The 25,613-nt window shown below is 42.6% G+C and carries 25 protein-coding genes and 7 tRNA genes; 5 read left to right on the plus strand and 27 right to left on the minus strand.

From position 1 onward, the window contains the following. Positions 1-131: 131 nt before the first annotated feature. The 16 genes from RTX25_RS09725 to RTX25_RS09800 all read right to left on the minus strand — a co-directional run bounded on the left by RTX25_RS09725 (position 132) and on the right by RTX25_RS09800 (position 16,105). On the minus strand, positions 132-1,121 hold the full coding sequence (locus RTX25_RS09725; protein WP_312653155.1) for a hypothetical protein: 990 nt from the start codon (positions 1,119-1,121) through the stop codon (positions 132-134). Positions 1,122-1,227: 106 nt separating this feature from the next. Beyond that, the gene (locus RTX25_RS09730) at positions 1,228-1,977 is read right to left on the minus strand and encodes a hypothetical protein (protein ID WP_312653157.1); all 750 of its coding nucleotides are present in this window, start codon (positions 1,975-1,977) and stop codon (positions 1,228-1,230) included. 150 nt (positions 1,978-2,127) lie between these two features. After that, the gene (locus tag RTX25_RS09735; protein ID WP_312653159.1) at positions 2,128-3,837 is read right to left on the minus strand and encodes an FMN-binding protein; all 1,710 of its coding nucleotides are present in this window, start codon (positions 3,835-3,837) and stop codon (positions 2,128-2,130) included. A gap of 61 nt (positions 3,838-3,898) precedes the next feature. Continuing rightward, positions 3,899-4,786, minus strand: coding sequence for a hypothetical protein (locus tag RTX25_RS09740; RefSeq protein ID WP_312653161.1), 888 nt, complete (start codon positions 4,784-4,786; stop codon positions 3,899-3,901). After that, entirely contained in the window at positions 4,786-5,880 is a 1,095-nt protein-coding gene (locus RTX25_RS09745; RefSeq protein WP_312653163.1) for an ABC transporter permease subunit, read from the minus strand. Before RTX25_RS09745 ends, RTX25_RS09740 begins: the two co-directional genes overlap by 1 nt. Then, positions 5,873-7,273 (minus strand): sugar ABC transporter ATP-binding protein, encoded by a 1,401-nt coding sequence (locus RTX25_RS09750; protein WP_312653165.1) that lies wholly within the window; start codon positions 7,271-7,273, stop codon positions 5,873-5,875. The genes RTX25_RS09745 and RTX25_RS09750 overlap by 8 nt, the downstream gene beginning before the upstream one ends. Next, positions 7,270-7,410 (minus strand): ATP-binding cassette domain-containing protein, encoded by a 141-nt coding sequence (locus RTX25_RS09755; protein WP_312653167.1) that lies wholly within the window; start codon positions 7,408-7,410, stop codon positions 7,270-7,272. The genes RTX25_RS09750 and RTX25_RS09755 overlap by 4 nt, the downstream gene beginning before the upstream one ends. Next, on the minus strand, positions 7,407-8,639 hold the full coding sequence (locus RTX25_RS09760; protein WP_312653169.1) for a DUF3798 domain-containing protein: 1,233 nt from the start codon (positions 8,637-8,639) through the stop codon (positions 7,407-7,409). Before RTX25_RS09760 ends, RTX25_RS09755 begins: the two co-directional genes overlap by 4 nt. Positions 8,640-8,905: 266 nt before the next feature. Further along, complete coding sequence (locus RTX25_RS09765; RefSeq protein ID WP_312653171.1) at positions 8,906-9,862, minus strand: NAD(P)H-dependent glycerol-3-phosphate dehydrogenase; 957 nt, start codon at positions 9,860-9,862, stop codon at positions 8,906-8,908. A 171-nt stretch (positions 9,863-10,033) separates the two neighbouring features. After that, a complete protein-coding gene (locus RTX25_RS09770) occupies positions 10,034-12,067 on the minus strand; it encodes a sulfatase-like hydrolase/transferase (protein ID WP_312653173.1) in 2,034 nt (677 codons plus the stop codon). A 31-nt stretch (positions 12,068-12,098) separates the two neighbouring features. Further along, on the minus strand, positions 12,099-12,557 hold the full coding sequence (locus tag RTX25_RS09775; protein ID WP_312653175.1) for a 23S rRNA (pseudouridine(1915)-N(3))-methyltransferase RlmH: 459 nt from the start codon (positions 12,555-12,557) through the stop codon (positions 12,099-12,101). 9 nt (positions 12,558-12,566) lie between these two features. Further along, positions 12,567-13,157 (minus strand): hypothetical protein, encoded by a 591-nt coding sequence (locus tag RTX25_RS09780; RefSeq protein ID WP_312653177.1) that lies wholly within the window; start codon positions 13,155-13,157, stop codon positions 12,567-12,569. 159 nt (positions 13,158-13,316) lie between these two features. Then, the gene (locus RTX25_RS09785; protein WP_312653179.1) at positions 13,317-13,820 is read right to left on the minus strand and encodes an SEC-C metal-binding domain-containing protein; all 504 of its coding nucleotides are present in this window, start codon (positions 13,818-13,820) and stop codon (positions 13,317-13,319) included. A gap of 39 nt (positions 13,821-13,859) precedes the next feature. Beyond that, positions 13,860-14,045, minus strand: coding sequence for a CxxH/CxxC protein (locus RTX25_RS09790; protein WP_312653181.1), 186 nt, complete (start codon positions 14,043-14,045; stop codon positions 13,860-13,862). Next, a complete protein-coding gene (locus tag RTX25_RS09795) occupies positions 14,046-14,834 on the minus strand; it encodes an MBL fold metallo-hydrolase (RefSeq protein ID WP_312653183.1) in 789 nt (262 codons plus the stop codon). An 11-nt stretch (positions 14,835-14,845) separates the two neighbouring features. Then, positions 14,846-16,105: a UDP-N-acetylglucosamine 1-carboxyvinyltransferase gene (locus tag RTX25_RS09800; protein ID WP_312653185.1), complete on the minus strand. Its 1,260-nt coding sequence runs from the start codon at positions 16,103-16,105 to the stop codon at positions 14,846-14,848. 362 nt (positions 16,106-16,467) lie between these two features. Here RTX25_RS09800 and RTX25_RS09805 point away from each other — a divergent pair, with 362 nt between their 5' ends. The 3 genes from RTX25_RS09805 to RTX25_RS09815 all read left to right on the plus strand — a co-directional run bounded on the left by RTX25_RS09805 (position 16,468) and on the right by RTX25_RS09815 (position 19,114). After that, the gene (locus RTX25_RS09805) at positions 16,468-17,019 is read left to right on the plus strand and encodes a hypothetical protein (RefSeq protein WP_312653187.1); all 552 of its coding nucleotides are present in this window, start codon (positions 16,468-16,470) and stop codon (positions 17,017-17,019) included. Between the two features lie 119 nt (positions 17,020-17,138). Next, entirely contained in the window at positions 17,139-18,128 is a 990-nt protein-coding gene (locus RTX25_RS09810) for a DnaD domain protein (protein ID WP_312653188.1), read from the plus strand. After that, a complete protein-coding gene (locus RTX25_RS09815; RefSeq protein ID WP_312653190.1) occupies positions 18,125-19,114 on the plus strand; it encodes an ATP-binding protein in 990 nt (329 codons plus the stop codon). Before RTX25_RS09810 ends, RTX25_RS09815 begins: the two co-directional genes overlap by 4 nt. A 276-nt stretch (positions 19,115-19,390) precedes the next feature. Here the strand turns inward: RTX25_RS09815 and RTX25_RS09820 are convergent. The 8 genes from RTX25_RS09820 to RTX25_RS09855 all read right to left on the minus strand — a co-directional run bounded on the left by RTX25_RS09820 (position 19,391) and on the right by RTX25_RS09855 (position 20,480). Next, a tRNA-Thr gene (locus RTX25_RS09820) sits at positions 19,391-19,465 on the minus strand. A 3-nt stretch (positions 19,466-19,468) separates the two neighbouring features. After that, positions 19,469-19,545 (minus strand) — tRNA-Asp (locus RTX25_RS09825). A 5-nt stretch (positions 19,546-19,550) separates the two neighbouring features. Further along, positions 19,551-19,626 (minus strand) — tRNA-Val (locus RTX25_RS09830). Positions 19,627-19,640: 14 nt separating this feature from the next. Further along, positions 19,641-19,715: transfer RNA gene (locus RTX25_RS09835), tRNA-Glu, on the minus strand. Positions 19,716-19,731: 16 nt separating this feature from the next. Beyond that, positions 19,732-19,808: transfer RNA gene (locus tag RTX25_RS09840), tRNA-Asp, on the minus strand. 5 nt (positions 19,809-19,813) lie between these two features. Beyond that, positions 19,814-19,889: transfer RNA gene (locus tag RTX25_RS09845), tRNA-Val, on the minus strand. 14 nt (positions 19,890-19,903) lie between these two features. Continuing rightward, positions 19,904-19,978, minus strand: a tRNA-Glu gene (locus RTX25_RS09850). 124 nt (positions 19,979-20,102) lie between these two features. After that, a complete protein-coding gene (locus RTX25_RS09855) occupies positions 20,103-20,480 on the minus strand; it encodes a CoA-binding protein (RefSeq protein WP_312653192.1) in 378 nt (125 codons plus the stop codon). A 171-nt stretch (positions 20,481-20,651) separates the two neighbouring features. Between RTX25_RS09855 and RTX25_RS09860 the strand changes: the two genes are divergently transcribed. Further along, complete coding sequence (locus tag RTX25_RS09860) at positions 20,652-21,902, plus strand: NAD(P)/FAD-dependent oxidoreductase (protein WP_312653194.1); 1,251 nt, start codon at positions 20,652-20,654, stop codon at positions 21,900-21,902. 50 nt (positions 21,903-21,952) lie between these two features. Here the strand turns inward: RTX25_RS09860 and RTX25_RS09865 are convergent, their stop codons facing one another. Then, entirely contained in the window at positions 21,953-22,750 is a 798-nt protein-coding gene (locus RTX25_RS09865; RefSeq protein ID WP_312653196.1) for an alpha/beta hydrolase-fold protein, read from the minus strand. Between the two features lie 126 nt (positions 22,751-22,876). Further along, positions 22,877-24,163: an adenylosuccinate synthase gene (locus RTX25_RS09870; RefSeq protein ID WP_312653198.1), complete on the minus strand. Its 1,287-nt coding sequence runs from the start codon at positions 24,161-24,163 to the stop codon at positions 22,877-22,879. A gap of 297 nt (positions 24,164-24,460) precedes the next feature. Between RTX25_RS09870 and pgsA the strand changes: the two genes are divergently transcribed. After that, on the plus strand, positions 24,461-25,015 hold the full coding sequence (gene pgsA, locus RTX25_RS09875) for a CDP-diacylglycerol--glycerol-3-phosphate 3-phosphatidyltransferase (protein ID WP_312653200.1): 555 nt from the start codon (positions 24,461-24,463) through the stop codon (positions 25,013-25,015). 80 nt (positions 25,016-25,095) lie between these two features. Here pgsA and RTX25_RS09880 read toward each other — a convergent pair whose 3' ends face one another. Further along, positions 25,096-25,530: an NUDIX domain-containing protein gene (locus RTX25_RS09880; RefSeq protein ID WP_312653202.1), complete on the minus strand. Its 435-nt coding sequence runs from the start codon at positions 25,528-25,530 to the stop codon at positions 25,096-25,098. Positions 25,531-25,613: the final 83 nt, after the last annotated feature.

The following is a 25,613-nucleotide window of genomic DNA, read 5'->3' on the forward strand; positions in this document are numbered from 1 at the left end:
AACACGGTTAGAGCTATTCTCTTTTTTCTTTAACCAACAATAATTTTACACTAAGGGAAAGAAAAGCCGGGAAAAGGATTCTACTCCTCTTCCCGGTTCATGAAATTTTCTATGCTCTGAACTTCAGTTTTCTATAGATACTGACCATAAGTTCTCTGAAGATCGGTAATTTCATTAAGATAATCGTAATACTCGGTGTCGGACAGATTATTTCCTTCGAGTTCGCTTAGCTTTCTGAAATACACCGGCGCCTTTTCCTTGTCCATCATAAAGTCACTGGCAATGAACGCAAGCTCAACAAGCTCCTTGTTCTCTCCATGCTTCTGAATCAGATTTTCAATAATGCTGAGTGCTGCACGGAATGCATTCAGCTGATAATATGCGTTGGCAAGTCCAAGACCCGCATCATAGGTTCTGTCGAGCTTCAACGCACCATTGTAGTAGATGACAGAATTTCTGAAGTCACCTTCATCATAGAAAGATTTCGCTTTTTCCATATAATGCTCATAGCTTTCGGATCCATCCTGCGGAAGTGCATCAGAAAGATTTTTCCTGATCTGGAATGGAACAAAATCGCCCTTGTAGTCTTCGATGAACTGCTCCACTCTTGGAATGAATTCTTTTCTTCCATATTCAGATTTTGCATACCAGATATTGGACTTTGATGCGCCTTTCTGAGGTGCCGACGATTTAGATCGCTTTATGGCAAAGCTTCGCTCTTCTTCAGGAAGAAGATAGCAGTCTTTCGCATCGGCCATGAAGTTGAAGTGAATATACTCTTCTTCATAGAGAGGCAGACTGACCATCTCTCTGTATACGGTGGCATTTCGGTACCAGCCGACAATTCTTGCTTCCTCATCATTAATGGCGGCACACCAGATGACTGTTACGCCCTGAAGTGATTTGGCTCCTTGAGCGACACTTCTGAAATGCTTGTCCAGTAGAATGCTCCCGCCTGTGCGGACATATCCGTAGCACCTGCCGTTGAAATCTCTGAAATTATCCTTTTCAAAAACATCAGAAGGATCCTTGATCAGGACACCGCCGTTCTTAGGTCTGTCCTTCTCAGTAAGTCCGTTATAATATTTCATCCAGCTGATATTGCAAAAAATATAATCCATCTTATCTCCTTATTTTTCCCTTTTCTCTTTATATGCTGTCATCTATTTTAACACAAAGGGTTCTCAACATGTATTGTCTTCGAAAAATATAGTTCCCCTCCTATATTTAATCGGTATTGAGGCCCTCAGGAACATCGATCTCCGGAACACTATTAAGAGATTTGATGTTCAGTATGAAGCTGTTGCTAAGGATTACGCCTGATACATCATGATCAAACATGACAGACAGAAACTCCAGCTCATCCCGTTCCTTATTAAATGCGATTCTGATCTCATAAGCTTTGATGTTCCAGCTCCTCACCTGCTCGGGATCAAGATTCAGTACACTGATGAGGATGCTTTTCATTTCCTCTATGGTGAAAAAATCGGTGGTATAGTACTCAGCAATTTCCTCATCCCTGCCTTTGTCCAGAATATAAACAAACTTCAGAAGATCGATAATGTTCACCTTTGTATTCATCTTTCCAAATACAGCGGGGTTGAACGCATCCTCCTGAAGGACTGGCATTCCTTTCTGCCAGGGAAGAAAAGACAGGTTGTATTTATGATATACCTCTTCTCCCTCTGTATAGATATCCACGATTTTCTGCCTGCCCAGCGCTGCCAGATTAAGACTGACTTCTGTATAGGATACTCTCGGATTTAAGGTAAGAAGTGTATCACCACTGATTCCAAGAGAACCTTCTCCCATACCCATATTGCTCTCGAAACTGAGATCCATTGAGGTCGCATTTCTAAGTGCCGAGTAGCTTTTTACTGCGAGGCTGTATCGATTATCCGTAAAATAGATAACAACCAGCGCTAAAACTGCAAGGATAAAGATACCACCCACAATCTGGAAGATTCGTTTAACCATGACTACACCCCTTTTTGGCATTGATCTTAAAATCAATGTATCATATGGAATCAGATGTTTTGTGAATATTGTCTTAATTTTCTTCCAGTTCACTCTGTGTATAAAAAAGAATACCCAGATGCCTTCAAAGCATCTGGGTAAGATCTGCGATTATTTTACCTTTAAGTTGATGACTTCCTTATTTTCGAATGAAGCTCTGATTGCAGCCACGATGTCTCCATGACTGTCGTTCAGACTCATGGTCGCTGATGTTGTCACATCTGCGAGCATTGCCTTGTCTTCATCACTGAGTGCGTCATACTTCGCCTTGTCTTCTGCATCTTCTGCGCCATCCTTTAAAGGACGTCCGTTTCTGTCCGATGTGTACTTTTCGAACCAGTCTTCTATTTCATCAACAGTCTTTCCGATGAAGAATTCTTCATAAGCATCCATCTGTTCCTGCCATGTGCTCATACCCATTTTGTAGTCTTCGCCTCTGGTACGCTTGGTTACCCAGGACTCGATTTCGCTGAAGAAGTTCTCTTCTGTATCTTCCGTCGTGCTGTCCACTTTTTCATCATGGTCTGAGTCAAAGTTGTATCCGCCCTGACCAGGGAATCCGCTGAAGTGAGGCATTCCATCACCATCATAGTTAGGTGTTGCAACTTCAAGCTGGTCAACATGTATTGCTACAATTTTGCCGTCTGCATCAAACATTGTATGAGCAAACACCTGATTGAAGCTGTATACCTGCACGTCTTTATCATCTTTTCCAGGTCCTACTCTTGGCATGAATGTTGCACCGAAACCTGCGGACTCAGCTTCAGTGATTTCTAGACCTTCTCTGTTTTCAAATGCATTACGGATCGCCTGTACGATGTTTCCATGAGAGTCATTCAGGCTCATGGTCGCTTCTGATGTGATGTCCGCAAGCATTGCCTTGTCTTCGTCACTGAGTGCATCATATTTTGCCTTGTCTTCTGCATCTTCTGCGCCATCCTTTAAAGGACGTCCGTTTCTGTCAGATGTGTATTTCTCGAACCAGTCTTCTATTTCATCAACAGTCTTGCCTACAAAGCTCTCTTCATAAGCGTTCATCTGTTCTGTCCAGGTGCTCATACCCATCTTATATGCGTCGCCTCTGCCACGCTTGGTTACCCAGGACTCGATTTCGCTGATGTAGTTTTCCTCTGTGTCTTCGGTAACGCTGTCCACTTTCTCGTCGTGATCTGAGTCAAAGTTGTATCCGCCCTGACCAGGGAATCCGCTGAGGTGTGGCATGCCGTCGCCATCATAGTTAGGTGTAGCCACTTCTACCTGATCTACATGAAGACGAAGTATTTTGCCGTCACCATCAAAAAGTGCACTTGCAAGAACTTCATTGAAGCTCCATACCTGTGTCTCTTTATCATCTGTACCAGGACCTTTTCTGCCCAGAGTCGAAACACCGAAACCAAATGCCACATCTGATCCTTCAACATTTCCAGGATCAGTATCTTTTACAATCGGCCAAGGATTGGCGTCTGGATCTGTCGCATTTTTGACTGCATAGATGATACCTTTACTCGTTACGGTAGCACCGGCAATAACATCTACATCGGCAGAGTTTGCTTCAACAATTTTAGCTGGAAGCTGATCAATTGCAAGTGATCCGATACCCTCTGTCTCATCTGGACCTTCAGCAACAACTTCAACGATCTTGTCGCCGTCCATGGTGACTTTTACTGTAACTTCTCCGCCATAGCCTTTTCCTGTACCTTCCAGTGTTTCACCGGCACCATTTCCAGGTGTTTCAGCAGGTGTCTCAGGCTTATCGGTTCCGCAGGCTGCAAGACCGATCACCATAGTAGCTGACAGTAAGAGTGATAGAATTTTTTTCATGTTTTCCCCTCCGTTAATTAATATCCCTTTTCCCATATTCATGAGATTGTTTGTTAATTCACTAACATAATACAATGAAAACGTTATGTTTGCAATAGATTCTGTTCAATTTTCGAGCGTTATCCGTGAGAATCTTACAGGATGAGCTGGACGTGCCGCAAGCCTGCAGCATTGCGACAAGTCCGATGATCACTCCATGAAGAAGTAGAAGACGATCGGTTGCCAGAAATTTTTCCACCCCGGGCAGAAAGGTAACTGCATAAAGCGCGGTCAGAACACCCATCAGTATGAAATCTTTCACCGGTGACACACCGGTCTTTTTGACAAAATTGAATATGATTTTGATCAGGAAAAGAGCCATTGCAAGGATGTACAGAATTTCCAGAAGCTTCAGCATGGATACGGTGTCCAATGAATACTTCAGATTCCCTGCAAGATCAATGGTATTCTTCACACCTATTCCTCCGGAGATGATGAGCCGCTCATTGCTGACCGGAATGATTCCCCCGATGATATAGAGAAAGAAGAGCTGGTAAAGTCCGTCTGCAAAGAAACCCAGAACCATACCCGCAATCATTTCAGCTCCCTTCATTTTGTTGAAGAGCCTGCCCACAAGGAAACCGAAGAAGATTGCCACAGGCGTCGCCATAGCGACGCTTAAAAGGAATCCCTGTATACCGGTAAATCCCCAGTATACAATCCAGAAAACAGCAATCTGCGCGGCGATGGCACCGATGGTGATACCGAAATTAAGTCCCATACCGGCAAGTACCGGGATAAGAAGAGCAAGCACCATAAACCCGTTACGGCCGATTCTTGTAAAGAGTTCACCTGCCACAAATGTCAGCGGATTGCCAGAGGCGGCAATGGCGCCAATGCAGAGAAGAACAAAAAGCAGAACAACTTTATTTTCACCCAGAAAATCAAGAATTTTATTTTTTATCGTCATTACTTCGCACCTCCCTTTGTTTTGGATAATGCGTAGAGGATAATCCCATTGGAAATGATGATTCTGATGACATCAGAAAGATTTCCCTCCGGAAGAACCTTGTTGGCTACAGGAAGCGCAACCGCCAGAATTCCCTGGAACAGGAATGCTCCGATGATGACATGGGAAATTTTTGCACGGCTTATACTCGCGCCTCCGATGAGCACTGCCGCAACAGAGTGGAAGCCCATCATAAGCGGTGCATTGTACAGCTGCAGGAATCCGTAGCTCTGTGCATAGATGATGATACCTACACCGGCAAGTGCTGTGGAAATGGCTGTTCCAAGTATACTCATCCGATTGACGTTGATACCGGAAGCCTTGGTGAACGCAGGATTGGCTCCTGCCGCGCTCATGGCCATACCGGCTTTGCTTCTCATGAAGAGCCAAACCATGAAGCAGGAAAACAGGAAGAATAAAATCAGTCCTGTAGGGATATATAGTCCATAATTGTCATTACCGGTCACAAAGTATGGCACACCATCTCTTATGCCGACTGTAAAATCGAGTATATTGTTGAAAACACCGCCGAAACTGCTCGCAAGACTGATGGTGTTTCTCATACCCTGTCCGCCAAGAGGCCAGATGAGTTCCCCGCTTTTGAACGGCAGGGAAAGCCATACCATATTCATGAAGGCGATGATGGAAAATCCCACGTAGGTGGAAACGGTCATTTCCGAACCTTTTACACGGTTTAGAAGAATACCGTATCCGATGCCCAGAAGGCTGCCAAGTGCCAGTGCTATGGACATAGCAAGGATGATGCTCTGCACCGGGTTTGTCAGTCCCATTTCAATGGTGAATGTCGCTCCCAGGAGTCCTGCAACGATTCCGAGTGAAATACCGAAATTCAGACCGATACCGGACTGAACAGCAGGGACCATAGCAAGAACGAGTATTCCGTACATTGCCCATCTTCTGATGGCATCCCCTAGAAGTGCTTGAACATTGAGTCCTAAAGGACCAGCAATGATCAGCATAAACAGAAAGAAACTGATGATGATGATTCTAGGAAGACCGATATTGTCATAGATTTTTGCCAGTCTGTCACGCATGCTTCACACCCTCCTTCTTTGCTCCGGCCATTGCAAGACCATATTCTGCATCCGGCGCATCCGGTTTAAGGATTACTGCCACCTTACCGTCAGATACGATGGCGATACGGTCACAAAGTGAACGCAGCTCCACAAGCTCCGAACTGATCATCATGATGGTGATTCCTTCTTCCCGGTTGAGTTTCATGAGATATTCGAGCACAAGCTTTTTGGCTCCGATATCAATTCCCCTTGTCGGTTCAGATACAATGAGAAGTTTCGGATTCATTGTCAGGGCTCTGGCAAGACATACCTTCTGCTGATTTCCTCCAGAAAGAGATCCTGCGGACTGCTTCGGACCGGTACATCTGATGTCAAGAAGCCTGATCATCTCTTCCGCATGGGCTCTCGCCTTCTTCTGATCAAAGAGCTTGATGGGACCTACTTTCTTCAGGAAGTTCTCTTTAACCTGCATGGCTGAAAAGACTATATTTTCTTCGATGAACTCCCCAAGAAGAAGTCCCACACCACGTCTGTCCTCAGAAACGCAGGCAATTCCATTTTCGAGTGCATTACCAAGTCTATTCAGATCAAGTGCCTGATCAAAAAAGGTGACGATGCCTTCTGTCTCATAGAGACCCATGATTCCATTGGGTATGCCTATTTTCCCCTGCCCGGCAAGTCCTCCGACTCCGAAAATTTCGCCTTTTCTGATGTCAAGGTCTATCCCTTTTACCAGTTCACCAGGCATGTATACATGAAAATCTCTTAGTGAAAGCGCAATATCATCATCGCTCAGCACCCTGTGATCCACATCCTCATCCACCAGCTTTTCCACTTTTCGACCGATCATAAGCTCTGCAATCTCGAAGACATTCGAATCTTTGACTTCACGCCTTGCGACAAACTCCCCATCTCTTAAGACCGTAAGACTGTCTGCAACAGCCATGACCTCATCCAGTCTGTGGGTGATGAAGATAATGGCTATTCCTTTGCTGGCGATGAGCTTCATGATTTCAAGAAGCCTCTCATCTTTACTCTCTGTAAGTACTGCTGTCGGTTCATCAAATACCAGAAGCTTGATTCCGGTTTTATCGATTTCACGTGCAATTTCCACAAACTGCATATAGCCTATGGGCAGTCCTGCTACGCGAACATATTCTTCAATATTCAGACCGATATCCGAAAGTGCTTTTTTCGCATCCTTCTTCATCATTTCCGTATCCAGAGTTTCCAGATTCCTGCCCAGTACACGACTCAAAAAGGTAGGATTTGTGATTTCTCTTCCTACCTTGATATTTTCTGTAACGGTGAAACCTGGAATCAGTATGAATTCCTGATGGACCATTCCGATTCCGTAATCCATGGCATGGTGTGGCGCATCAATGACAACACGCTCCCCATTGATTTTCACTTCCCCTTCGTATCCCCTGTCTGATGAATGACCGGCATTCCAAACAGAATATTCATGAGTGTAGATTTGCCTGCGCCATTTTCCCCCATCAGTGCATGAATTTCTCCGGGTTTTACCTGAAGACTTACATTCTTCAACACTCTATTTCCATAGTATTCTTTTGAAATATTATCCATATTGAGAAGATAATGCATTTCCAATTTTGTATCCCCCCTTCTAATGTCTGAAAGCATTTAAAATCAAAAAGAACCGCCGGCTTGCCGTTCAAGCCGGCGATTCCGTTTACGATCTTTCCAAGTACGGCTTCATCTACATTTCCGTCTGTTCTTCCTTCAAGGAATTCAATCGCGTAGTCAACACCTGCTTCAACCATCAGCATGTTGATTGGAACGCTCCATGTGGACATTCTTCCTTCCTGTCCAGCTTCTGTCAGTACTGTATCGATGGAATCGAGCATATACTGTACATCGCCTTCATGCCCTTTTACATCTACGTTAAGTGCTGCAGGATAGCCATGGTATGGGCTTGGACAGCACTGCTGTGGATAGATGGCACCCTGTTCAAGGACTGAACGGATAAGAGGTTCCTGCATTGAGCAGTTTGTGGAGAAGAATGCTGTATCTTTTCCATACTGGGCGATCTGACGTGGAACATCTTCAAGAATGAACTGCTGAGCACCGGAGACACCAGCATCACCTGTTGGGTCTGGAGCAGTAACGTCAACAAATTCTATTCCAAGCTTTTTGCATTCTTCGATCATCAGCTCACGACGGGCTGCGATAGTTGCATAGGACAGGTGACGGGCAAAGGAGTAATGAATGAAAGTCTTTGCGCCCATTTCGGCTGCTTTCTGAGGAATGGATTTACCCATTGAAATTTCATCAACAAGCATAACGATATCGGACTTGCTTGCAATTGTTGCTGGATCTTCTGCAGCAACACCGCTGATAAAGAGCATGTCAGGGCGAGTTTCACGTACCTTGTCAATTGCTGCAGCCGCTCCAGGAACAGCCTGAACAAATACGATTGCTTTTACATCAGGATCTGAAGAAAGCGCGACTACATTAGCAATAGTTGTTTCTGTCTCGGAAGAGAAGTTGTCAGGGTAAGTTGCAGTAACGATCATGTCACCATACTTCTTAATCATGTTCTGTGCAGCCTGATATTCTTCTTCACCCTGTGATACAGTACCGGTGATGATTCCGATCTTGTAGTCTGCATTTGCAGCAGGTTCTTCTGGTGTTTCAGCCGGAGTTTCTGCTGGTGTTTCTGCTGGAGGTGCAGCTGGAGTTTCTCCAGAACGGCAGCCTGCTAACGAGAAAACCATAAGCGATGTAATGAGTAACGACACAACTTTTTTCAACATATAACTATCCCCCTCTTATATTTAACCGCTCAATGTATATTTATGACTACAGAGCAGTTTGTTAGAATTTATTATGCTACTCGATTGTTTACGAATCAACAATTAATTTAACAATTGTTAAATAATTATTAATAATAGATGCTAATTTGTCAATAATTAGGGTGATAATTGATTAAATTCATTCTGTACAGTTTATAAAATGAAGGAAAATTTGCAATTGTATGAAAATATCCCCTTCTGCTTAACAATAAGCAGAAGGGGATTGATCAGAATTCTTCTTTAAGACTTCTTATAAACAGGGCATCCAGGGTACCTTTCGGATCTTTTCCCTCAAACAGCACGTCATAGACCGCTTTGCAGATGGGAAGATCCACGTTTTTACTTTCGGAAATCTTCATAATCGCAGCAACAGTATGGTAACCTTCAGCAAGATCACCGTATGACTCTCCTTTCACGAAGGTTTCACCAAACATTCTGTTATGACTGAAGCTCGAAAAAACCGTCGCTTCATAATCACCTAAATGGCAGAGCCCATAAGCCGACAGAACGTTTCCGCCTAAAGCTTCAATGAGTCTGGAAATTTCACGTGTCCCTCTGGACATGAGTGCGCCCTTTAACGAGGACAGACCAAGACCATCGAGCATACCTGCAGCAATCCCGATGATGTTCTTTGTTGCACCACCGATCTCGTTTCCGATCAGATCATTTCCGTAATAGAAACGGATAAGATCAGATGAGAAGGAATCGATCAGCATTTCCTTGACTTCCTCATTTTCTGAATCGATGACCATACAGTTGGGTATCCCTTTATAGAATTCCTGAACATGGCCTGGTCCAAGCCATACTGCAACCTGTGAAGTCTCGGGAATGCATTCCTGCATGACTTCTGTGAGTCTTTTTCCTGTAGAAATCTCCATACCTTTCATGCACAGAACAAATGTCCTGTTCTCCAGATCTGATGGCCTGATTTCCTGCATAAGCGCTCTCAGTCCCTGAGCGTTTACCGAAATGATGATCACCTCAGCATCAAAAGTATTTTCAAGCTCTGTTTCCAGTCTTATCGTTTCGGGGAGCGTAATCAGCCCATTGCTTCCAGTTTCCAGAAACCGGCTCATATTTTTTGAGGTCTTTCTTCCATATAATGATACATCATGACCTTTTCGGTTCAGATACCACGCAATAAAAGAACCCCATCTTCCGCACCCAATTACACTTATCTTCATCTTTTCTCTCCAATCTCTTAAATGAATTTTGCAATCTGGCAGACAACGGTGTGTCTATTTTCTATTCTAGGTTATCTCCTCACCTGCCGCAAAGGAATCAGTCAAGCTTCACTCTTTTTTAAGGACATTGAAAAAGACGTTTCATTCACCTGGAAACGTCCTTCATCAATATTATCTGTTCACTACGATTGAATAGTAGTCTGTATCAAGAATCATCGCCGAGTAGTAGAACTGACGCTCTATCTCATCGGAAATTTTCTTTCTGTAATCATCGATTTCTTCCTGAGTCATGGACACCCCTTCATTCAATGTGAATGTCTTGGTATTGGAATTGTATCTTCCCTTATCTGTGATGAAGCTTCTGTTGTTGAAGATCACCAGAGGATCGTTGTCTGAGAACATATCAACACCCATGAGCAGTCGTGAGTCAAACTCGATGTTCATAAGGTTTGAGATCGTTGGAATAATATCTAGACTGGAGACGGGTCTATCTATGGTCTCCGGTTCCATCCCCTTTGCATATAAGATGAAGCTTGATTTATAGAGCTCGAAGTTTGAATCAACCGGATGTCCTGCAAGATCTTCGATTTCATTCAATTCAAGTCCGTAAGGATAATGATCGGCACTTAAAGCAATAAGGGTCTTGTCCGCTACACCGGCTTCTTCAAGTTTCTCGAGTAAATGCTCAAGAGCACGGTCAAGCTCGATCTGAGTGGCCATATAGGCCTTACCGGCATCAAGATATGGAAGGTCCTTAACCAGATCCTTGTTCTTGTTGGCGATGAAATTTCCACCGAAGGAATATCTCATATGACCGGAAACTGTCATATAGTAGGCATGAAACGGTACGTCGTTCATGTACTCATCTGTAGTCTTTTCCATCATTTCGATATCAGACTCCGGCCAGGTCGCTCTGACATCCAGACCATTGCCAAGCCCCTTATAGTCGTAGCCGAGGTTAGGATGCGAGACGTCTCGATTGTAATAATCAAAAGTATGATTATGGTACGCCATTGTTTTATATCCGATATTTCTCAGCTGATTACCCATGGCAAACGGCATGGAGATGGCACCAGACTTGTACATGCTCCATACACCGCTTTTTGGAATGAGTCCGGTTGTCGCTACATATTCTCCGTCGGAAGTACTCACACCCCAGATCGGATTATAGAAATTCGTGAAATTGAATCCTTCCTGAGTCATCTTATATAATGTAGGCGTTACATTTTCGTCTACAGCATAATGAGAATATCCTTCTGCTGTGATGAGAATGAGATTATACCCTTCAAATTTGCCGGTATATTCGTTTTCCTTTGAAGGCTTTCTCGTACTGTAATAGATATGCATATTCTTCAGAATTTCATTTGTGGTTTCACCGATTATTTTTTCATAGTCGATGTCCATGACCTGATCTTCATATACTACAGGTTCTTCCACCGGAGTTTCCACTCCACCGGGTGTCTCTTGAGGTTCTTCTGGTGTTTCCGGCGCCTCAGCCACTGGGGGAGGTGGTGCAAGAGCCGGTTCAAATCCGGTAAGCGTTCTCTGCAGATCCAGTCTCATACTTGTGACAAGTCCGAGACGGTTTACAGAAGCTACCGGGTAATTGTTCTTATAGTAGACATCAAACGCAGAATTGACTTCCTTATCACCCATATTGATGCCCAGAAGCGTGATTCCAAAAAATACTGCGATCAGAATGCCCACGATTCCTCTTTCCAACCAGCTGAAGGAATATCTTGATCTTCCACCTTTTGCACTGAGCACAAGGAAGATGATCATAGGCAGGAAAAGAAGGAGCAGCCAGTGGAAGTTTTTGCCTATTGCAAACAGGATATCATTGATGAACTCAAGTACTTGGGCTCCATTTTTTGCTGAGTAAACCGTATAGAACGTTTTAAAGATCTTATAGTAGATCAGCTGAGAGGCAAAGAGCAGGGTGACCAGCCCCATGGAAGTGAAGACTACGATATTTCTCCATCCGCCGTTGAAAAAACTGGCAAAAAGATAGATGAGCAGTGCCGTAATTCCAGCAGATAGAACTGAGTAGAGCAGTCCATCATTAAAGAAGATCGATTCAGTATTAAACCTTAATATGATTTCCATGAATGTGATGGAAAAAAACAGGAAAATAAGCAGAATAAAACCTTCAAGCAGCGGATTCTTTTTTCGAGTGTTTCTTTTTGACATTCTTGTATTATCCATATGGTATCGTCTCCTATATCTTAGGTTTAACCTAAATCGATTTTGTAAGTTCCTCGAGCAGCATCACTCTGAAGAGCTGATGAGGGTAGGTCATGGGGCCGAAGGATACTCTTCTATGTGAAAGCTGGAGCACTTCGTCAGATATGCCAAGGCTTCCGCCTATGACAAACTGAATCTTTGATTCGTCAGCCCATTCATCGGTAAGCATTTTTTTCAGCGCTTCACTTGTGGTCTTTTTGCCGCTGATATCCATTGCGATGATTTTACCTTTTAAATCCAGATGTTTCAATATACCAGCACCTTCATTGTTCTTGATTCTATTGAGTTCTTTTTCCGATGCATTTTCTTTTGTCTTTTCATCCTTCACTTCGACCACTCTGATCCGGATTCTGTTTCCGATTTCCTTGAGAAATATCTCCTGAGCTCTTCTCAGATAGTCCTCCTTCAGTTTTCCGACAGTGATGATACTGATTTCCATATTGCTTTTCAATGGGTCACCTCACTTAAACACTTTATACGAATTCAGGATTTTCTCGTAATATTCAGTATTGTTCTCGATATTCTCACTGAAGCTCCACATGATCACCTGATAGAATTCGGTTTCGTCTTCAAGTACCATAAATTTATAAGTTACAGAAGTTCCGTCCACAAGTCCGGTAATCTGGAATGTTCTACCCTCCAGACCATTCACCTGAAGAGTTTTCACTTCAGATAGCTTCCCTTCATCAAGGCCTTCCATGGTCGACTCTGAAACCAGATCACCGTATTCGTCGAGATCGGTATCTCCCGGGAATACCTTTTTCTCATCTGTGAGGATCATGAGATAGGACTGATATTCTTCATTATATAATGAAAGCTCGGATTCATCATGAAGTGATTCATCAACCGTCCAGAGATCTGTTGCTGTAATGCTCATTTTCCCCGAATCGCTTTTAAAATCCTTTTGAGTCTCTGTCTCTGCGCTTTCTGATTCAGGCAACACATCATCTGGTACAGGTTCTTTGCTGCAGCCCACAGGAAAGCTCATGACCATGGCAAGCAGGCTCATGACCATCAGTTTCTTCCATTTATCGCTCTTATTCATAGTCATATCTCCCCCCTTTTTTCAACTAACCTAAATATTACTCTACATTAAACATCAAATGGTATCAAAAAAAAGAATTGACTGCTATTTATGAAAAACTTAAGAATTTAATAAAGACTCCATAACCATACAGTTACAGAGTCTTTCGTATCAGGTGAAAATCGATTAAGATGCCTTACCGTGGCATTTCTTGTATTTCTTCCCGCTTCCGCAAGGACATGGATCGTTTCTTCCGATCTTATTTTCATTTCTTACAGTTCTTGAATCTTTAAGCTCTTTTGCGATTTCTTCTCTCTTTTCTTCAGTAAGAATTTCTTCCCATGCCGGAATATTATAAAGATACTCAGCTTTGGCATCAAGCATATTGTAATAAAGTCTTTCCAGATTGATATCCAGTGTGATTTCATCCTCTGCACCGATATTTTCAAGGTCTAAAGGTGTGTTCAGAGAATCGTTGACTCCATCTGTGAATCCCATAACAAATTCATCTGTAGTATTCATTTCCTTAGCAAGATCACTGATCTTGTAGGTGAACTTCTCATTTGGCTGCGCAAGAATCTTTGTGTAGATTCCACCTTCAACCTTTGAATACTCTTCCCAGAAAGCCTTTTCTCCTTTAGTTTTTACATAGTCAACGACCATGTCGTTCCAACTTTTGTATAAATTCATGTTCTAATCTCCTTCGATTGTTCAAATTATGCTTTGTTATTATACCACGTCATTGCCTTTCTCTTCTACTTTCAAAGGCATAACCAGGCGATATAATGATTTTTCTCTGCAGTACTGACATTCATGGTTCTCATCATTCTCAATGATCGGGAAGGTTTCATGTTCCAATATAAAGTCATCAATGCCCATATCATAATCTTCATTGCAGCAGTATATGATTTCCATTTAAACCTCCGTGTAGCTTGAGGGTCTTATTCTGCTGGCAAGGGCTAGATCAACATCAAGGCCTTGGCCAATGGAAAGCTTCTCCTCAAGAAAAATATTCTCTACCGTCTTGAATGCCAGTTCTGGTATATTGTTCGTTCCTGAAAGATGTCCGAGAACGATCTTTTTGGATCCCTGTTTCAGAATTTCAAGAGCAGCTTTTCCCGCATCCACATTGGACAGATGCCCGACTTCGCTCAGGACTCTTCTTTTCAGATCGTAAGGATAAGGACCGAATTTGAGCATTTCGACATCATGATTGCTTTCGAGCAGAACAAGATCCGATTCCATGATGTTGTTTCTGATTTCTTCCGTAAATACACCGATATCCGTTGCAATACTGATTTTCTTTCCGCCATGAAAAATGGTATACCCTCTGCAGGCTACCGCATCATGGGGAACTCTGAAGGCTGTGATCTCCATATCTCTTATGGTAAAATCCTTCTCCACCAGTCTGATGTTGTGGGATTTGATGTTCCCTAGGCATCTTTCCATGGCTATCCAGGTTTTTTCATTGGCGAATATGGGAATATCAAATTTTCTGGACATAATTCCTGCGCCCTTCACGTGATCGCTGTGCTCATGGGTAATAAGGATCCCGTTCAGTTCTCGAGGATCTTCTCCAATGTTTTCCAGTGCACTGATGATGCTCTTTCCAGTCAAGCCCGCATCCACAAGAATTTTTGTCTTTTCCGAACCGACGAAAATACTGTTTCCGCTGGATCCGCTATATAATGAACAAAAAATCATGGTCTCACTTCCTAGCACTTTTCGACTTTAATATTTGCACCTAATTCTCTGAATTTTTCTTCGATTTTAGGATATCCTCTATAAATATGTTCGATGTCACTGATTTCGGTTTTTCCTTCAGCAATCAGTCCGGCGATGATCATTGCTGCACCTGCTCGGAGATCCGTTGCACGGACGTTGGCTCCGGATAGTTTCTCCACGCCTTCAATGATCGCGGTTCTTCCTTCAACAAGAACACATGCACCCATTTTCTTCAGTTCATCCATATGCTTGAATCTTGACTCCCAGATACTTTCATTGATGATGCTTCTACCCTTGGCAATGCTCATGAGCACGCTCATGGGCTGCTGAACATCAGTCGGAAACCCGGGATAAGGTGAAGTCTTGATGTTGCATGACTTAAGATTTTTAGGATCTGATGTAATCACCAGACTGTCATCGAATTCCTCAACAAGAACACCCATTTCTTCCAGCTTTGCTGAGATGGATTCCATATGTTTCGGAATGATATTCTTGATGGTCACCTTGCCGCCGCAGGCAGCTGTAGCGATCATATAGGTACCCGCTTCGATCTGATCAGGAATGACACTGTAGTTGCATCCTGTAAGTTCCGTGACGCCGTTGATTCTGATGACGTCTGTACCTGCACCTTTGATGTCTGCGCCCATGGTGTTCAGGAAGTTCGCTACATCAACCACATGGGGTTCTCTTGCTGAGTTTTCAAGGACAGTCTGTCCTTCGGCAAGAGTTGCTGCAAGCATAACATTAATCGTCGCTCCTACAGAAACCACGTCAAAAAAGATATTGGTTCCTATAAGTCTGTCCGCTTTGACAGTAATTGAACCGTGATCCATGGTCACCTTTGCACCTAGGGCTTCAAAGCCTTTAATATGCTGATCCATGGGTCTGACGCCGATAGGACATCCTCCAGGAAGCTCGACTTTTGCGCTTTTATATCGTCCAAGGAGTGCACCTACCAGATAGTATGACGCTCTCATCTTTCTTACATCTTCTGTATCTGCTATGACTCTAAGTTCTCCAGTACAGTCTACTGAATAAGTTGAACCGTTCTTGATGATTTTGCCGCCGATAGATTGAATGATTCTTTCCAGACAGTGAACATCGTCTATATCCGGAATATTTTCAATTTCGGATATTCCTGACGCTACCATGATTGCTGCGGGTAAAATAGCTACCGCCGCATTCTTTGCACCACTGATTTCAACTTCTCCATATAACTTAGCTCCACCGTTGATAATTAATTTTTCCATATATTCCACCTTTATTTTCGTACTTCATCTGGTTCTTATTCCTAAGGCACGGGCACCTTCTTTTTGGACCCCCCAAAGATTCTGGCATTCAAGCCTTATTACAGTCATCCCATGTTAAAATATCACAATACATTATAACATAAATCTTCCTCTTATTCTTACCTAAATTATGAACTTTGAACATCCTTGCATATCACCTGTAAACTACTGATCAAGAGGGGTTGCAGTCTCTGCTAATGGATTGGGTTCTCATCAGTTCACAAAATAGACCACATGAGATTACTTCGCTGCCCCTACAAAATCATCTGCACTCAGGTAAGTTATGATATAATGATAAAAAACAATTGCGGAGGCAGCAGTACATGAAATATTATCTTGTAGCACTTCTGGACAAGGATTCAGGTAAGACCATAGAGAACTCGACCAGAGGTCTGATCAAAAAAATCAAACCAAAGAAAAAGACATCCTTCTATGGTATAGTTCTTGAAACTATAGAGGATCCGGATTTAAACAAACTTGAGGAAATCATAAGAGATATCTCAAAACCAGTCAGACTCTTTAAAATCGATGTGCAAGGTAAGCTGTCCTTTGACGAAGACTACAAAACAATCGGACTAGATGTCATGAACTTCGGATACGTCAAACGGCTGTCCCGAAATTTCAATACCATGCTTGGATTACATGGTTTCAAGGTCCGCGATGAACAGGCTGTTGAATCAAAGGATACGGTTCAGCTGATTCTATACAATGGCGGTGTAACGAAGGATCTGGATCAGTTCCAGAATGTTCTCCGAAAGAAAACCGATAACCATTTTAAAGTGGACAGATTCCAGCTCTGGAAAAACTTCAACTTCAAAAAGGATTCTGTTGTGGCTACTATACCTCTTAAGGATCCCAATATCATATCTTTATAATATAAGGGGACCTTTAAGGTCCCTTATTTTTACTTAAATATTTGAAATTTTGCGTTCACATGAATTTTCATTGTGATTTTTGTTATAATTTTCTTATCACACAAACGGGGAGATATAAAATGAGCACCATTATGCTTAAACCATATAAATCGAATATCGTGACTTTGTCTGCAAACTTCGTAGATTACTTCATGCCAAAGGCAAGAGGTGAATACGTGAAAGTTTACATCACTCTGCTTAGGTATACGCAGATGGGTGAAGATGGAGTCACATCGAATTTTCTGGCTGATATTCTTGGCCTTCTCGAGACAGATGTCTTCAAGGCTCTGGAGTACTGGGATCAGGTGGGTCTCATCTCACTTCATACCATCGATGCTCATGGCAGCATGTCTATTGAAATCAAAGAAAGTCAGAGTCTTGTAAGCCCCCTGCTGACAAGAAGCGAGGAAAATCCTGTTCAGTCCGAGAAACCTACCAGCGAACCTGAGAAGAGAACCGAGAATATGGATCCTATGCTGCAGGAAATCTCCATGCTCATGGGTAGACCGCTTTCCTCTTCTGAAGCGGAGAAATTTCTCTACTTCAAGGAGCAGTATAAACTGGCAGAGGAAGTGATTATTCTTCTGGTTCAGCACTGTGTCCTAAAGGGAAAGCCCAATATGAAATATATTGAAACAGTAGCCATCAGCTGGGACAGTCAGGGTATTAAAACCGCAGAGCTTGCACAGCAGAACATCAAAAAACATGAAGAAAAGTGGATGAACTACAGAAAAGTGCTGACCTATATCGGCATGAGCGATAAGGATATCCCGAAACCTCAGGAAGACCTTCTGGAAAAATGGTTCTACACTTTCGGATTCACTACAGAAATGATTCTGAAAGCATGCGATATCAGTTTCAACACCTTGGGTAAAGTTGAAATGGGCTATATCAACGGAATCCTCAGATCATGGCTCAAGGATGACATCAAGACCCTTCAGGACATCGAGAAAAACGAGAAAAAACCGAGGAAATCAAGACCCACAAAGAAGAGTCAGGACAAGGATTTCACGGAACGCGAATACGACTATGATGATCTGGAGAGAAAACTATTGGGGTGGGATAAATGATAAAAGGATACCATGGACTCATCATGAAGAAATATGAGGAGCTACGGGAGAAGGAAAACCAGGCACTTCTCAGAAGAAAAGAAGAAGTGGAAAAGAGAGCACCGGAGCTTCCTGCCATAGATCGACAGGTAGCAAAGCTCAGCATCGACCTTGCCATGCTCAATTTCAAAAAGAATATCGATCATGAGAAGGAATTTCCCAAACTGAAAAATGAAATCACAGAGCTTAGAGGACGTAGACTGGAAATTCTAAGTTCGCTCGGTTATCCCCTCAACTATCTCGAGCATCATTACACCTGCGAAAAATGCCAGGATACGGGCTATATCCGTCAGGATAAGTGCAACTGCTACAAAAAGAATCTGATTGATGTTTATCATCGTACCTCTGACTTCAACGATCTGATAAGGGATTATACTTTCAGTAATTTCAAACTGGACCTGTATGACAGAGAAGAAGGACCATATCCACTTTCACCAAGAGAAAACATGGCCAATATACTGGAAACCTGCCTTGGATATATCAGGGACTTTCGTAATACCCAAAGCAATCTGCTCTTTTTCGGTAGCCCAGGAACAGGTAAGACCTTCCTCTCCAGCTGTATTGCAAAAGAGCTGCTTGATGCAGGTCACCTGGTGGTCTATAGAACAGCAGATGGTCTAATCCAGAACCTGAAGGAAGTCAAATTTCATGAAAATGTGGAACTTCTTGATCTCCTTCTGAACTGTGATCTTCTCATTATTGACGATCTCGGTACCGAACTCACTACTGAATTTTCAAAAGTTGAACTTTTCAACTTCCTTAATGCCAAGCTGCTCAGGAAAAAGAAAATGATCATCTCTACAAATCTGACTTTGGAAAACCTGAAAAACAAGTATGATGAGCGAATCTACTCAAGGCTTGTAGGTGATTTCAATATTTATAAATTCCTTGGAGAAGATCTTAGAATCAAAAAAAATCATGAAAGAACGAAAAAAGCCTCAGGTTAACCTGGGGCTTTAACTTTTATGAATATAATCATATTAAAGGCTTCAATCATAAACTGCATATTCATTCAATAGTGATATGGGCTAAATTAATCATAAGTTATAGGAATTTTATCCACAGCCGCGTAGCCGTTAAGCTACGAAATATAAGTATGATTGTGGATAACTCGGGTATAACCCCCAACTTTTCCACAGGTTGCTCACAATCTTGTGTTGAGTTAAAGACCAGAACCGTTTTTTACGCAATAAAAAAAACTCACTATAAAAGTGAGTTTCTACTGGAGCTGGTGAACGGAATCGAACCATCAACCTGCTGATTACAAATCAGCTGCTCTACCATTGAGCCACACCAGCAAGTGGCGACCCAGAAGGGACTCGAACCCTCGACCTCCGGCGTGACAGGCCGGCACTCTAACCAACTGAGCCACTGGGCCATATATGGTGGGAACAACAGGGATCGAACCTGTGACCCTCTGCTTGTAAGGCAGATGCTCTCCCAGCTGAGCTATGCTCCCATACATAAAAAAAATGGTGACCCCTAGGGGACTCGAACCCCTGATACCACCGTGAAAGGGTGGTGTCTTAACCGCTTGACCAAGGGGCCTTAAGTTAAATGGAAATGGCGACCCAGAAGGGACTCGAACCCTCGACCTCCGGCGTGACAGGCCGGCACTCTAACCAACTGAGCCACTGGGCCATATATGGTGGGAACAACAGGGATCGAACCTGTGACCCTCTGCTTGTAAGGCAGATGCTCTCCCAGCTGAGCTATGCTCCCATACATAAAAAAAATGGTGACCCCTAGGGGACTCGAACCCCTGATACCACCGTGAAAGGGTGGTGTCTTAACCGCTTGACCAAGGGGCCATATCGCCATTAATCTTTATTCATTTTTGTCAAAATTAACTTGGGCGTTAACCTGACAAAGACTATAATACCTAACATTTAACAGACTGTCAACATTTTTTTCCAAAAACATTTCAAGTTATTTTCAGTAACTGAGCTCCACCAATGTGCATCCTTCAACATATTCTATACCATGCTCTGCGCAAAACTCCCGGATCTCATGACTTCTCGCACCTGGTTGTGCCATGACCATCCTGATTCCATACTCCTGTGCTTCCTGTATGATTTCAAAACCTCTCTTCGGATTGACAACGAGATTCAGGACTTCAAATCTGTCCTCAAGACTTTTAAGCTCAGCAAAGGAATTGTAGACATCTTCCCTGGTATCTAAGGGATGCATGCCTATGACGTTATAGCCTCTTCTTTCAAGCTTCTTGAATATTCTGCCTGCATATTTCGTTTCATTATGAACGTCTCCTGCGATAATCCAGTTCTTATATTCCATCAGTTCACTTGCCTGCATAATAAACTCCTCCTTGTGCGTAAACATTTTCACCTTTCTATAATTATATCCTTTTAGCCTCAACATTTCCATACTTTATACGAATTAGCCCAGCATATCCCTCTGCAGAGAGGTCACTTTTCACGTATACTATAATGAGAAACAAGAGTAAATAAAATGAGGTAAACCTATATGAAGAAACACGATATCATCATTGCCGGCGGAGGCGCATCAGGCGTATTCCTGGCACTTCTTCTTGCCGATTACGGAAAAGATGTAATGATCATAGAGTCGAAAGACAGAATCCTTAAAAAGCTTCTCACAACGGGTAATGGTCGATGCAACCTGACCAATGAGAAAGTTATGGAAAACTACAGGGAAATGTACTCCTGTTCAGATGAGCAGTATGATTATTCTCCTCTTGAGGAATATGATCTCTATGACACACTAAGCTACTTCAGCAGTCTCGGACTGAACGTAACGACTTTGGATGACCATAAAATGTATCCTCTTTCCCTTCAGTCATCCTCCGTTGTGGATATTCTCCGGTTATCGCTAACAGAAAAAAACGTCACGGTGAAGCTTAACGAAAAAGTGAACGGTATCAGAAAGAAGGGGCGTAATTTCACCGTGACCACAAATCTGGATCAGTATGAATGTGAAAAACTTATAATCAGTACCGGTGGAATGGCCGCTCCAGGAACAGGTTCTGACGGTTCCATGTTTAAAATACTAAGAAGTCTTGGTCATAGGATCATCACCCCCATGCCTTCTCTTGTCCAGATGAAACTGGATCATCCTTCATTAAGGGCACTAAGTGGTGTAAAAGTGAACGGAAGCGGAACACTTCTCGTCAAAGGTAAAGAGGTCAGAAAAGAATACGGAGAGCTCCTTTTCACCGACTACGGAATTTCAGGTCCTCCTGTGCTTCAGCTTTCGAGGTTTCTTCATCCCCATCTTGAAGAAGGGAAAGAGCTTGCAATAAGTCTGGATTTATTTCCAGATAAGGATCAGTCAGAGGTTACCGATATGATTCTCAACCATGCCGCACTTTTCAGCTATAGAAGCGCAATCGATGCCTTCAAAAGTATTCTCCCAAGTAAACTGATCCCGATTCTCCTTAAGGAATCAGGAATTGATCGTCCATCAGGAATCCTTGGTGAAATCGATCATAGAAATCTCTTCAGACTATCTGAACTTCTAAAATCATGGTCCTTCAACATTACAGGAACACAAGGTTTCAATATGGCCCAGGGCACCTTTGGAGGTGTAGATATAAAAGAGGTCAAGAGAAGCCTCGAATCAAGAAAGGTTCCAGGGCTGTATCTCACTGGTGAGGTACTGGAGGTCCTGGGTGCCTGCGGGGGTTTCAACCTCCAATGGGCCTGGTCGACTGCCGGAACGGTAATGAAGGCCATTACAGGGCAGCTGGAGACCGAATGAGCCTCCACATGCAAGAAAGCTATGGTGATCAGCCATAGCTTTCTTTATTCCTATCCTAAAGACTCATCCAGCCAGAGAAGAAATTCCGGCATATAACCAGCCCATGCTCCCTCATTATGTGTCTTTCCTGCACCGATATTGACACAAATATCACTGATATTCGCACCTTTAAGAATCACCGCTTTCAGGAAATTGAGACTGTTATTTATGTATTTCTGAGATTCATCATAATCCGGTTTTCCATCTTCAAGCCGGTTCTCTTCCGTTCCGACCTGCAGGAAAAATCTGGTATTCTCATAGCTTCCAACATTCATGAGCATCTCAAGGAAAGGTTTTTCCGATACCCAGGAAGCCAACGAAAAGATTCCTGCTGTGGAGAAGATATCCTTATACTTTGTTACGATATAGGCCGTAATCAGAGCACCCATGGAGCTTCCGGCAATAAATCTTCCTTTTCTCTCCTTTGATATTCTGTATTTCGCTTCCATTTGCGGCAATAAGGTCTGCACAAAAAAATCTGCAAAAAGCTCCCCTTCACCTCGTGAGGAATACTCTTCATCTCTGAATGGCCATGGACCGTACTCGTCAAGCCTTGAATCTCCACCATTGTCGATCCCGATGATGACCATTGGGCTCATATTCTTTTCCTTGACCATCCTGTCCATAGCACCATGAACATTCCATACTGTTCCGGCAAAGGAATCCTTTTCCTCAAAAAGATTCTGACCATCAAACATGTACAGCACAGGATAGATTTTATCCGATTCTCTGTAATCATCAGGTAGTGCGATTCTTATTTTTCTCATCGTCAGATCCGGCATCATGATTTCAAGATTTTCTCTTTTCATCTTCATTCTCCTCTCTTTCTGTCTAGTCTATTATAGCAATTCCCGGATAAGATTGTCATAAGACAAAACCGGTCACAAAGCGGAGAGCCCCCTTTGTGACCGGTACAGTTTCATCAGATTGTAATTTTACAGATCGTTCTTCTGGAAAGTCTGATCTCTTCGTGGTCCAACTGAAATGATTGAGCATCTGATTTCTAATAGCTCTTCGATTCTTTCTATGTAGATTTTCGCATTTTCAGGCATTTCCTCGTAGCTCTTAGCGTCAGAAACGCTGTTGTCCCAGCCGTCGAACTCCTCATAGATCGGTTCACACTTTGCCAGATCAACAAGACTTGCAGGGACATAGTCGATCACCTTTCCATCAAGTCTATAGCCCACGCAAACTTTTATCTTCTCGAGGCCTGCCAGAGTGTCAATCTTGGTCAGAACGAGTGACGTCAGTCCTGAGACTCTTATAGATGTCTTCACGATAACAAGATCCAACCATCCGCATCTTCTGCTTCTTCCAGTTGTAGTACCATACTCATGTCCTTTTTCACGGATCCATTCGCCTGTTTCATCTTCAAGTTCAGTCGGGAATGGTCCTTTACCTACTCGAGTGGTATAGGCTTTAGTAACACCTATTGCCTTTTCAATGGAATTCGGTCCGATTCCAGAGCCTGACGCAACGCCACCGGCGGTGGTGTTGGATGAGGTTACAAACGGATATGTTCCATAATCGATGTCCAGAAGCATACCTTGCGCGCCTTCAAAAAGTATCTTCCTGTTCTTTCTGATTTCATTATAAAGAACAACTGAGGTATCTTTCACATAAGGTCTCAGACGTTCACCAAGAGCAAGATATTCTTCATATACGAGTTCCGGATCAATGGCTTCTCCGCCTAGGATTTTGACGATATACTGGTTCTTTTCCTGGAGGTTCTGAGTGATCTTTTCCTTCAGTGATTCAGGATGTAATAAATCACAAACGCGGATTCCTGATCTTTCCACTTTATCTGTATATGCCGGCCCGATTCCTTTTCCCGTAGTACCGATATCATTCTTGCCTCTGGCTTTTTCTTTAAGCTGATCCAGAACTTTATGATAAGGCATAATGACATTTGCTCGATCACTTACGATGAGATTTTCTTCATTTATGGACAATCCCATGTTTTTTAAGTATTCCAGTTCACTGAAGAATGCCAGCGGATCTAAAACAACACCATTTCCGATGATGTTCAGTTTCTTTCCGTTGATGATCCCTGATGGAATAAGATGAAGCTTGTACTGCTTATCTCCTACTTCCACCGTATGTCCTGCATTATTTCCACCCTGGAATCTCACAACGACTTCTGCTGTTTCAGCCAGATAGTCGGTAATCTTTCCCTTACCTTCGTCTCCCCACTGAGCACCTAATATCACTAAAGTTGACATATTCATTCCTCCATTTCAAATTACCAGTACCATCTTACCAGAAACGGACAATGACATCAATTTTTTATTTATCATCTGAACTAAGGTGAACGGTTTTGTAAATACGAACTTTAGCATCTGTATTTATGTGGAATGTACAGGTTTTTTCAATACATATGTTCGATCAGATACTGCTCAATCCTGATATTTCGCGAGTTTTCAGGACAAATACAGACTATTTCGATATAATATACTTAACTAAAAAAAAGGAATTGAGAAGACTGATCATAGGTTTCTTGATTGATGAGGTGAGATGGTATGAATAAAAAAATAAAAACAAGCAATATGAATCTGCCTAATATCATTACCTTATTCAGAATCTTTCTGATTCCGATTTTCATTTATGTCTACTTCAGAAATCCGAAAGAAAATCTGCTATACTCAGTAATCATCTTCTTTACTGCAGGATTCTCAGATTTCCTAGACGGATATCTGGCAAGAAAAAATAACCTGGTCACTCCATTCGGCACGGTTATGGATCCTCTTGCAGATAAGCTTATGCTCCTGACGGTACTGATATCCTATGCAATAACAGGAATCATTCCCTATACGATTCTCATTCTTGTGGGCATCAAGGAAGTGGCAATGATTCTCGGAGGAATCATCGTATATAAATGGGGAATCATAAATCCGGCAAACAAGCTTGGAAAATTTGTCACCTTTTCCTTCTATATAGGCATTTACACTCTGCTCTTCAACAAACCATTAGGCATAACTTTTCTCTTCTTCTCGGCAGCACTCGGGTTTGTGGCAGGTTTCACCTACGTCAGAACGACACTAAGAAAACGCAAAGAAGAATATCACGAGTCATAAAAGCGGAATGAAATAGAAGAGAGAACAGAAGGATATCTGATATCCCCTGTTCTCTCTTCTATTTATATATACGAATTAAATCAGTCGTCGTTAGCCTGAAGATAGGTATCGATGAACTGTTTAGCTGCACGGATGACCTCCTTGCTTTCGTTGAATGTGATTCTCTCCAGTGCCTGATCATATGGCAGATATTCAAATTCCATAATTTCTTCTTCCTGAATTATGACCTTCCCCATGGAGAATCCCAGATAATAGGTTACTGTCTTATCTACACCTGGCTTAGGTGAATACTTTGTCTTTTCTTTGAACCCCTCAATAATCCTAACCATCAGTCCTGTCTCTTCAAGCACTTCCCTGATGGCAGTCTCTCTGTCGGATTCGCCTTCTTCTTTGTGACCTTTCGGAAAATCCCAGTGCTCCCCATTCTTATGTCTGATGAGCAGGAATTCTCTATTCTCATTGATGACAACAGCTCCATACGACTTTTCCTTGATCTGGTTATGATATCTCCCCAAAACTTACCTCCGAATGACATCCAATATGAGCATTGATTAATTTATCTGGTATCTTTATTATACATTCTATAATAAAAAAGAAA

The organism is Proteiniclasticum sp. (assembly GCF_032054185.1).
Lineage (GTDB): Bacteria > Bacillota > Clostridia > Clostridiales > Clostridiaceae > Proteiniclasticum.

What these genes read in the sequence shown, in the direction of transcription:
- RTX25_RS09740 (WP_312653161.1), bottom strand. Translation starts at nt 4,786, where the DNA reads ATGACGATAAAAAATAAAATTCTTGATTTTCTGGGTGAAAATAAAGTT.
- pgsA (WP_312653200.1), top strand. Translation starts at nt 24,461, where the DNA reads ATGAATAAAAAAATAAAAACAAGCAATATGAATCTGCCTAATATCATT.
- RTX25_RS09790 (WP_312653181.1), bottom strand. Translation starts at nt 14,045, where the DNA reads ATGGAAATCATATACTGCTGCAATGAAGATTATGATATGGGCATTGAT.
- RTX25_RS09810 (WP_312653188.1), top strand. Translation starts at nt 17,139, where the DNA reads ATGAGCACCATTATGCTTAAACCATATAAATCGAATATCGTGACTTTG.
- RTX25_RS09760 (WP_312653169.1), bottom strand. Translation starts at nt 8,639, where the DNA reads ATGTTGAAAAAAGTTGTGTCGTTACTCATTACATCGCTTATGGTTTTC.
- RTX25_RS09860 (WP_312653194.1), top strand. Translation starts at nt 20,652, where the DNA reads ATGAAGAAACACGATATCATCATTGCCGGCGGAGGCGCATCAGGCGTA.
- RTX25_RS09735 (WP_312653159.1), bottom strand. Translation starts at nt 3,837, where the DNA reads ATGAAAAAAATTCTATCACTCTTACTGTCAGCTACTATGGTGATCGGT.
- RTX25_RS09855 (WP_312653192.1), bottom strand. Translation starts at nt 20,480, where the DNA reads ATGCAGGCAAGTGAACTGATGGAATATAAGAACTGGATTATCGCAGGA.
- RTX25_RS09730 (WP_312653157.1), bottom strand. Translation starts at nt 1,977, where the DNA reads ATGGTTAAACGAATCTTCCAGATTGTGGGTGGTATCTTTATCCTTGCA.
- RTX25_RS09800 (WP_312653185.1), bottom strand. Translation starts at nt 16,105, where the DNA reads ATGGAAAAATTAATTATCAACGGTGGAGCTAAGTTATATGGAGAAGTT.
- RTX25_RS09780 (WP_312653177.1), bottom strand. Translation starts at nt 13,157, where the DNA reads ATGACTATGAATAAGAGCGATAAATGGAAGAAACTGATGGTCATGAGC.
- RTX25_RS09765 (WP_312653171.1), bottom strand. Translation starts at nt 9,862, where the DNA reads ATGAAGATAAGTGTAATTGGGTGCGGAAGATGGGGTTCTTTTATTGCG.
- RTX25_RS09785 (WP_312653179.1), bottom strand. Translation starts at nt 13,820, where the DNA reads ATGAATTTATACAAAAGTTGGAACGACATGGTCGTTGACTATGTAAAA.
- RTX25_RS09805 (WP_312653187.1), top strand. Translation starts at nt 16,468, where the DNA reads ATGAAATATTATCTTGTAGCACTTCTGGACAAGGATTCAGGTAAGACC.
- RTX25_RS09770 (WP_312653173.1), bottom strand. Translation starts at nt 12,067, where the DNA reads ATGGATAATACAAGAATGTCAAAAAGAAACACTCGAAAAAAGAATCCG.
- RTX25_RS09815 (WP_312653190.1), top strand. Translation starts at nt 18,125, where the DNA reads ATGATAAAAGGATACCATGGACTCATCATGAAGAAATATGAGGAGCTA.
- RTX25_RS09795 (WP_312653183.1), bottom strand. Translation starts at nt 14,834, where the DNA reads ATGATTTTTTGTTCATTATATAGCGGATCCAGCGGAAACAGTATTTTC.
- RTX25_RS09745 (WP_312653163.1), bottom strand. Translation starts at nt 5,880, where the DNA reads ATGCGTGACAGACTGGCAAAAATCTATGACAATATCGGTCTTCCTAGA.
- RTX25_RS09725 (WP_312653155.1), bottom strand. Translation starts at nt 1,121, where the DNA reads ATGGATTATATTTTTTGCAATATCAGCTGGATGAAATATTATAACGGA.
- RTX25_RS09865 (WP_312653196.1), bottom strand. Translation starts at nt 22,750, where the DNA reads ATGAAAAGAGAAAATCTTGAAATCATGATGCCGGATCTGACGATGAGA.
- RTX25_RS09870 (WP_312653198.1), bottom strand. Translation starts at nt 24,163, where the DNA reads ATGTCAACTTTAGTGATATTAGGTGCTCAGTGGGGAGACGAAGGTAAG.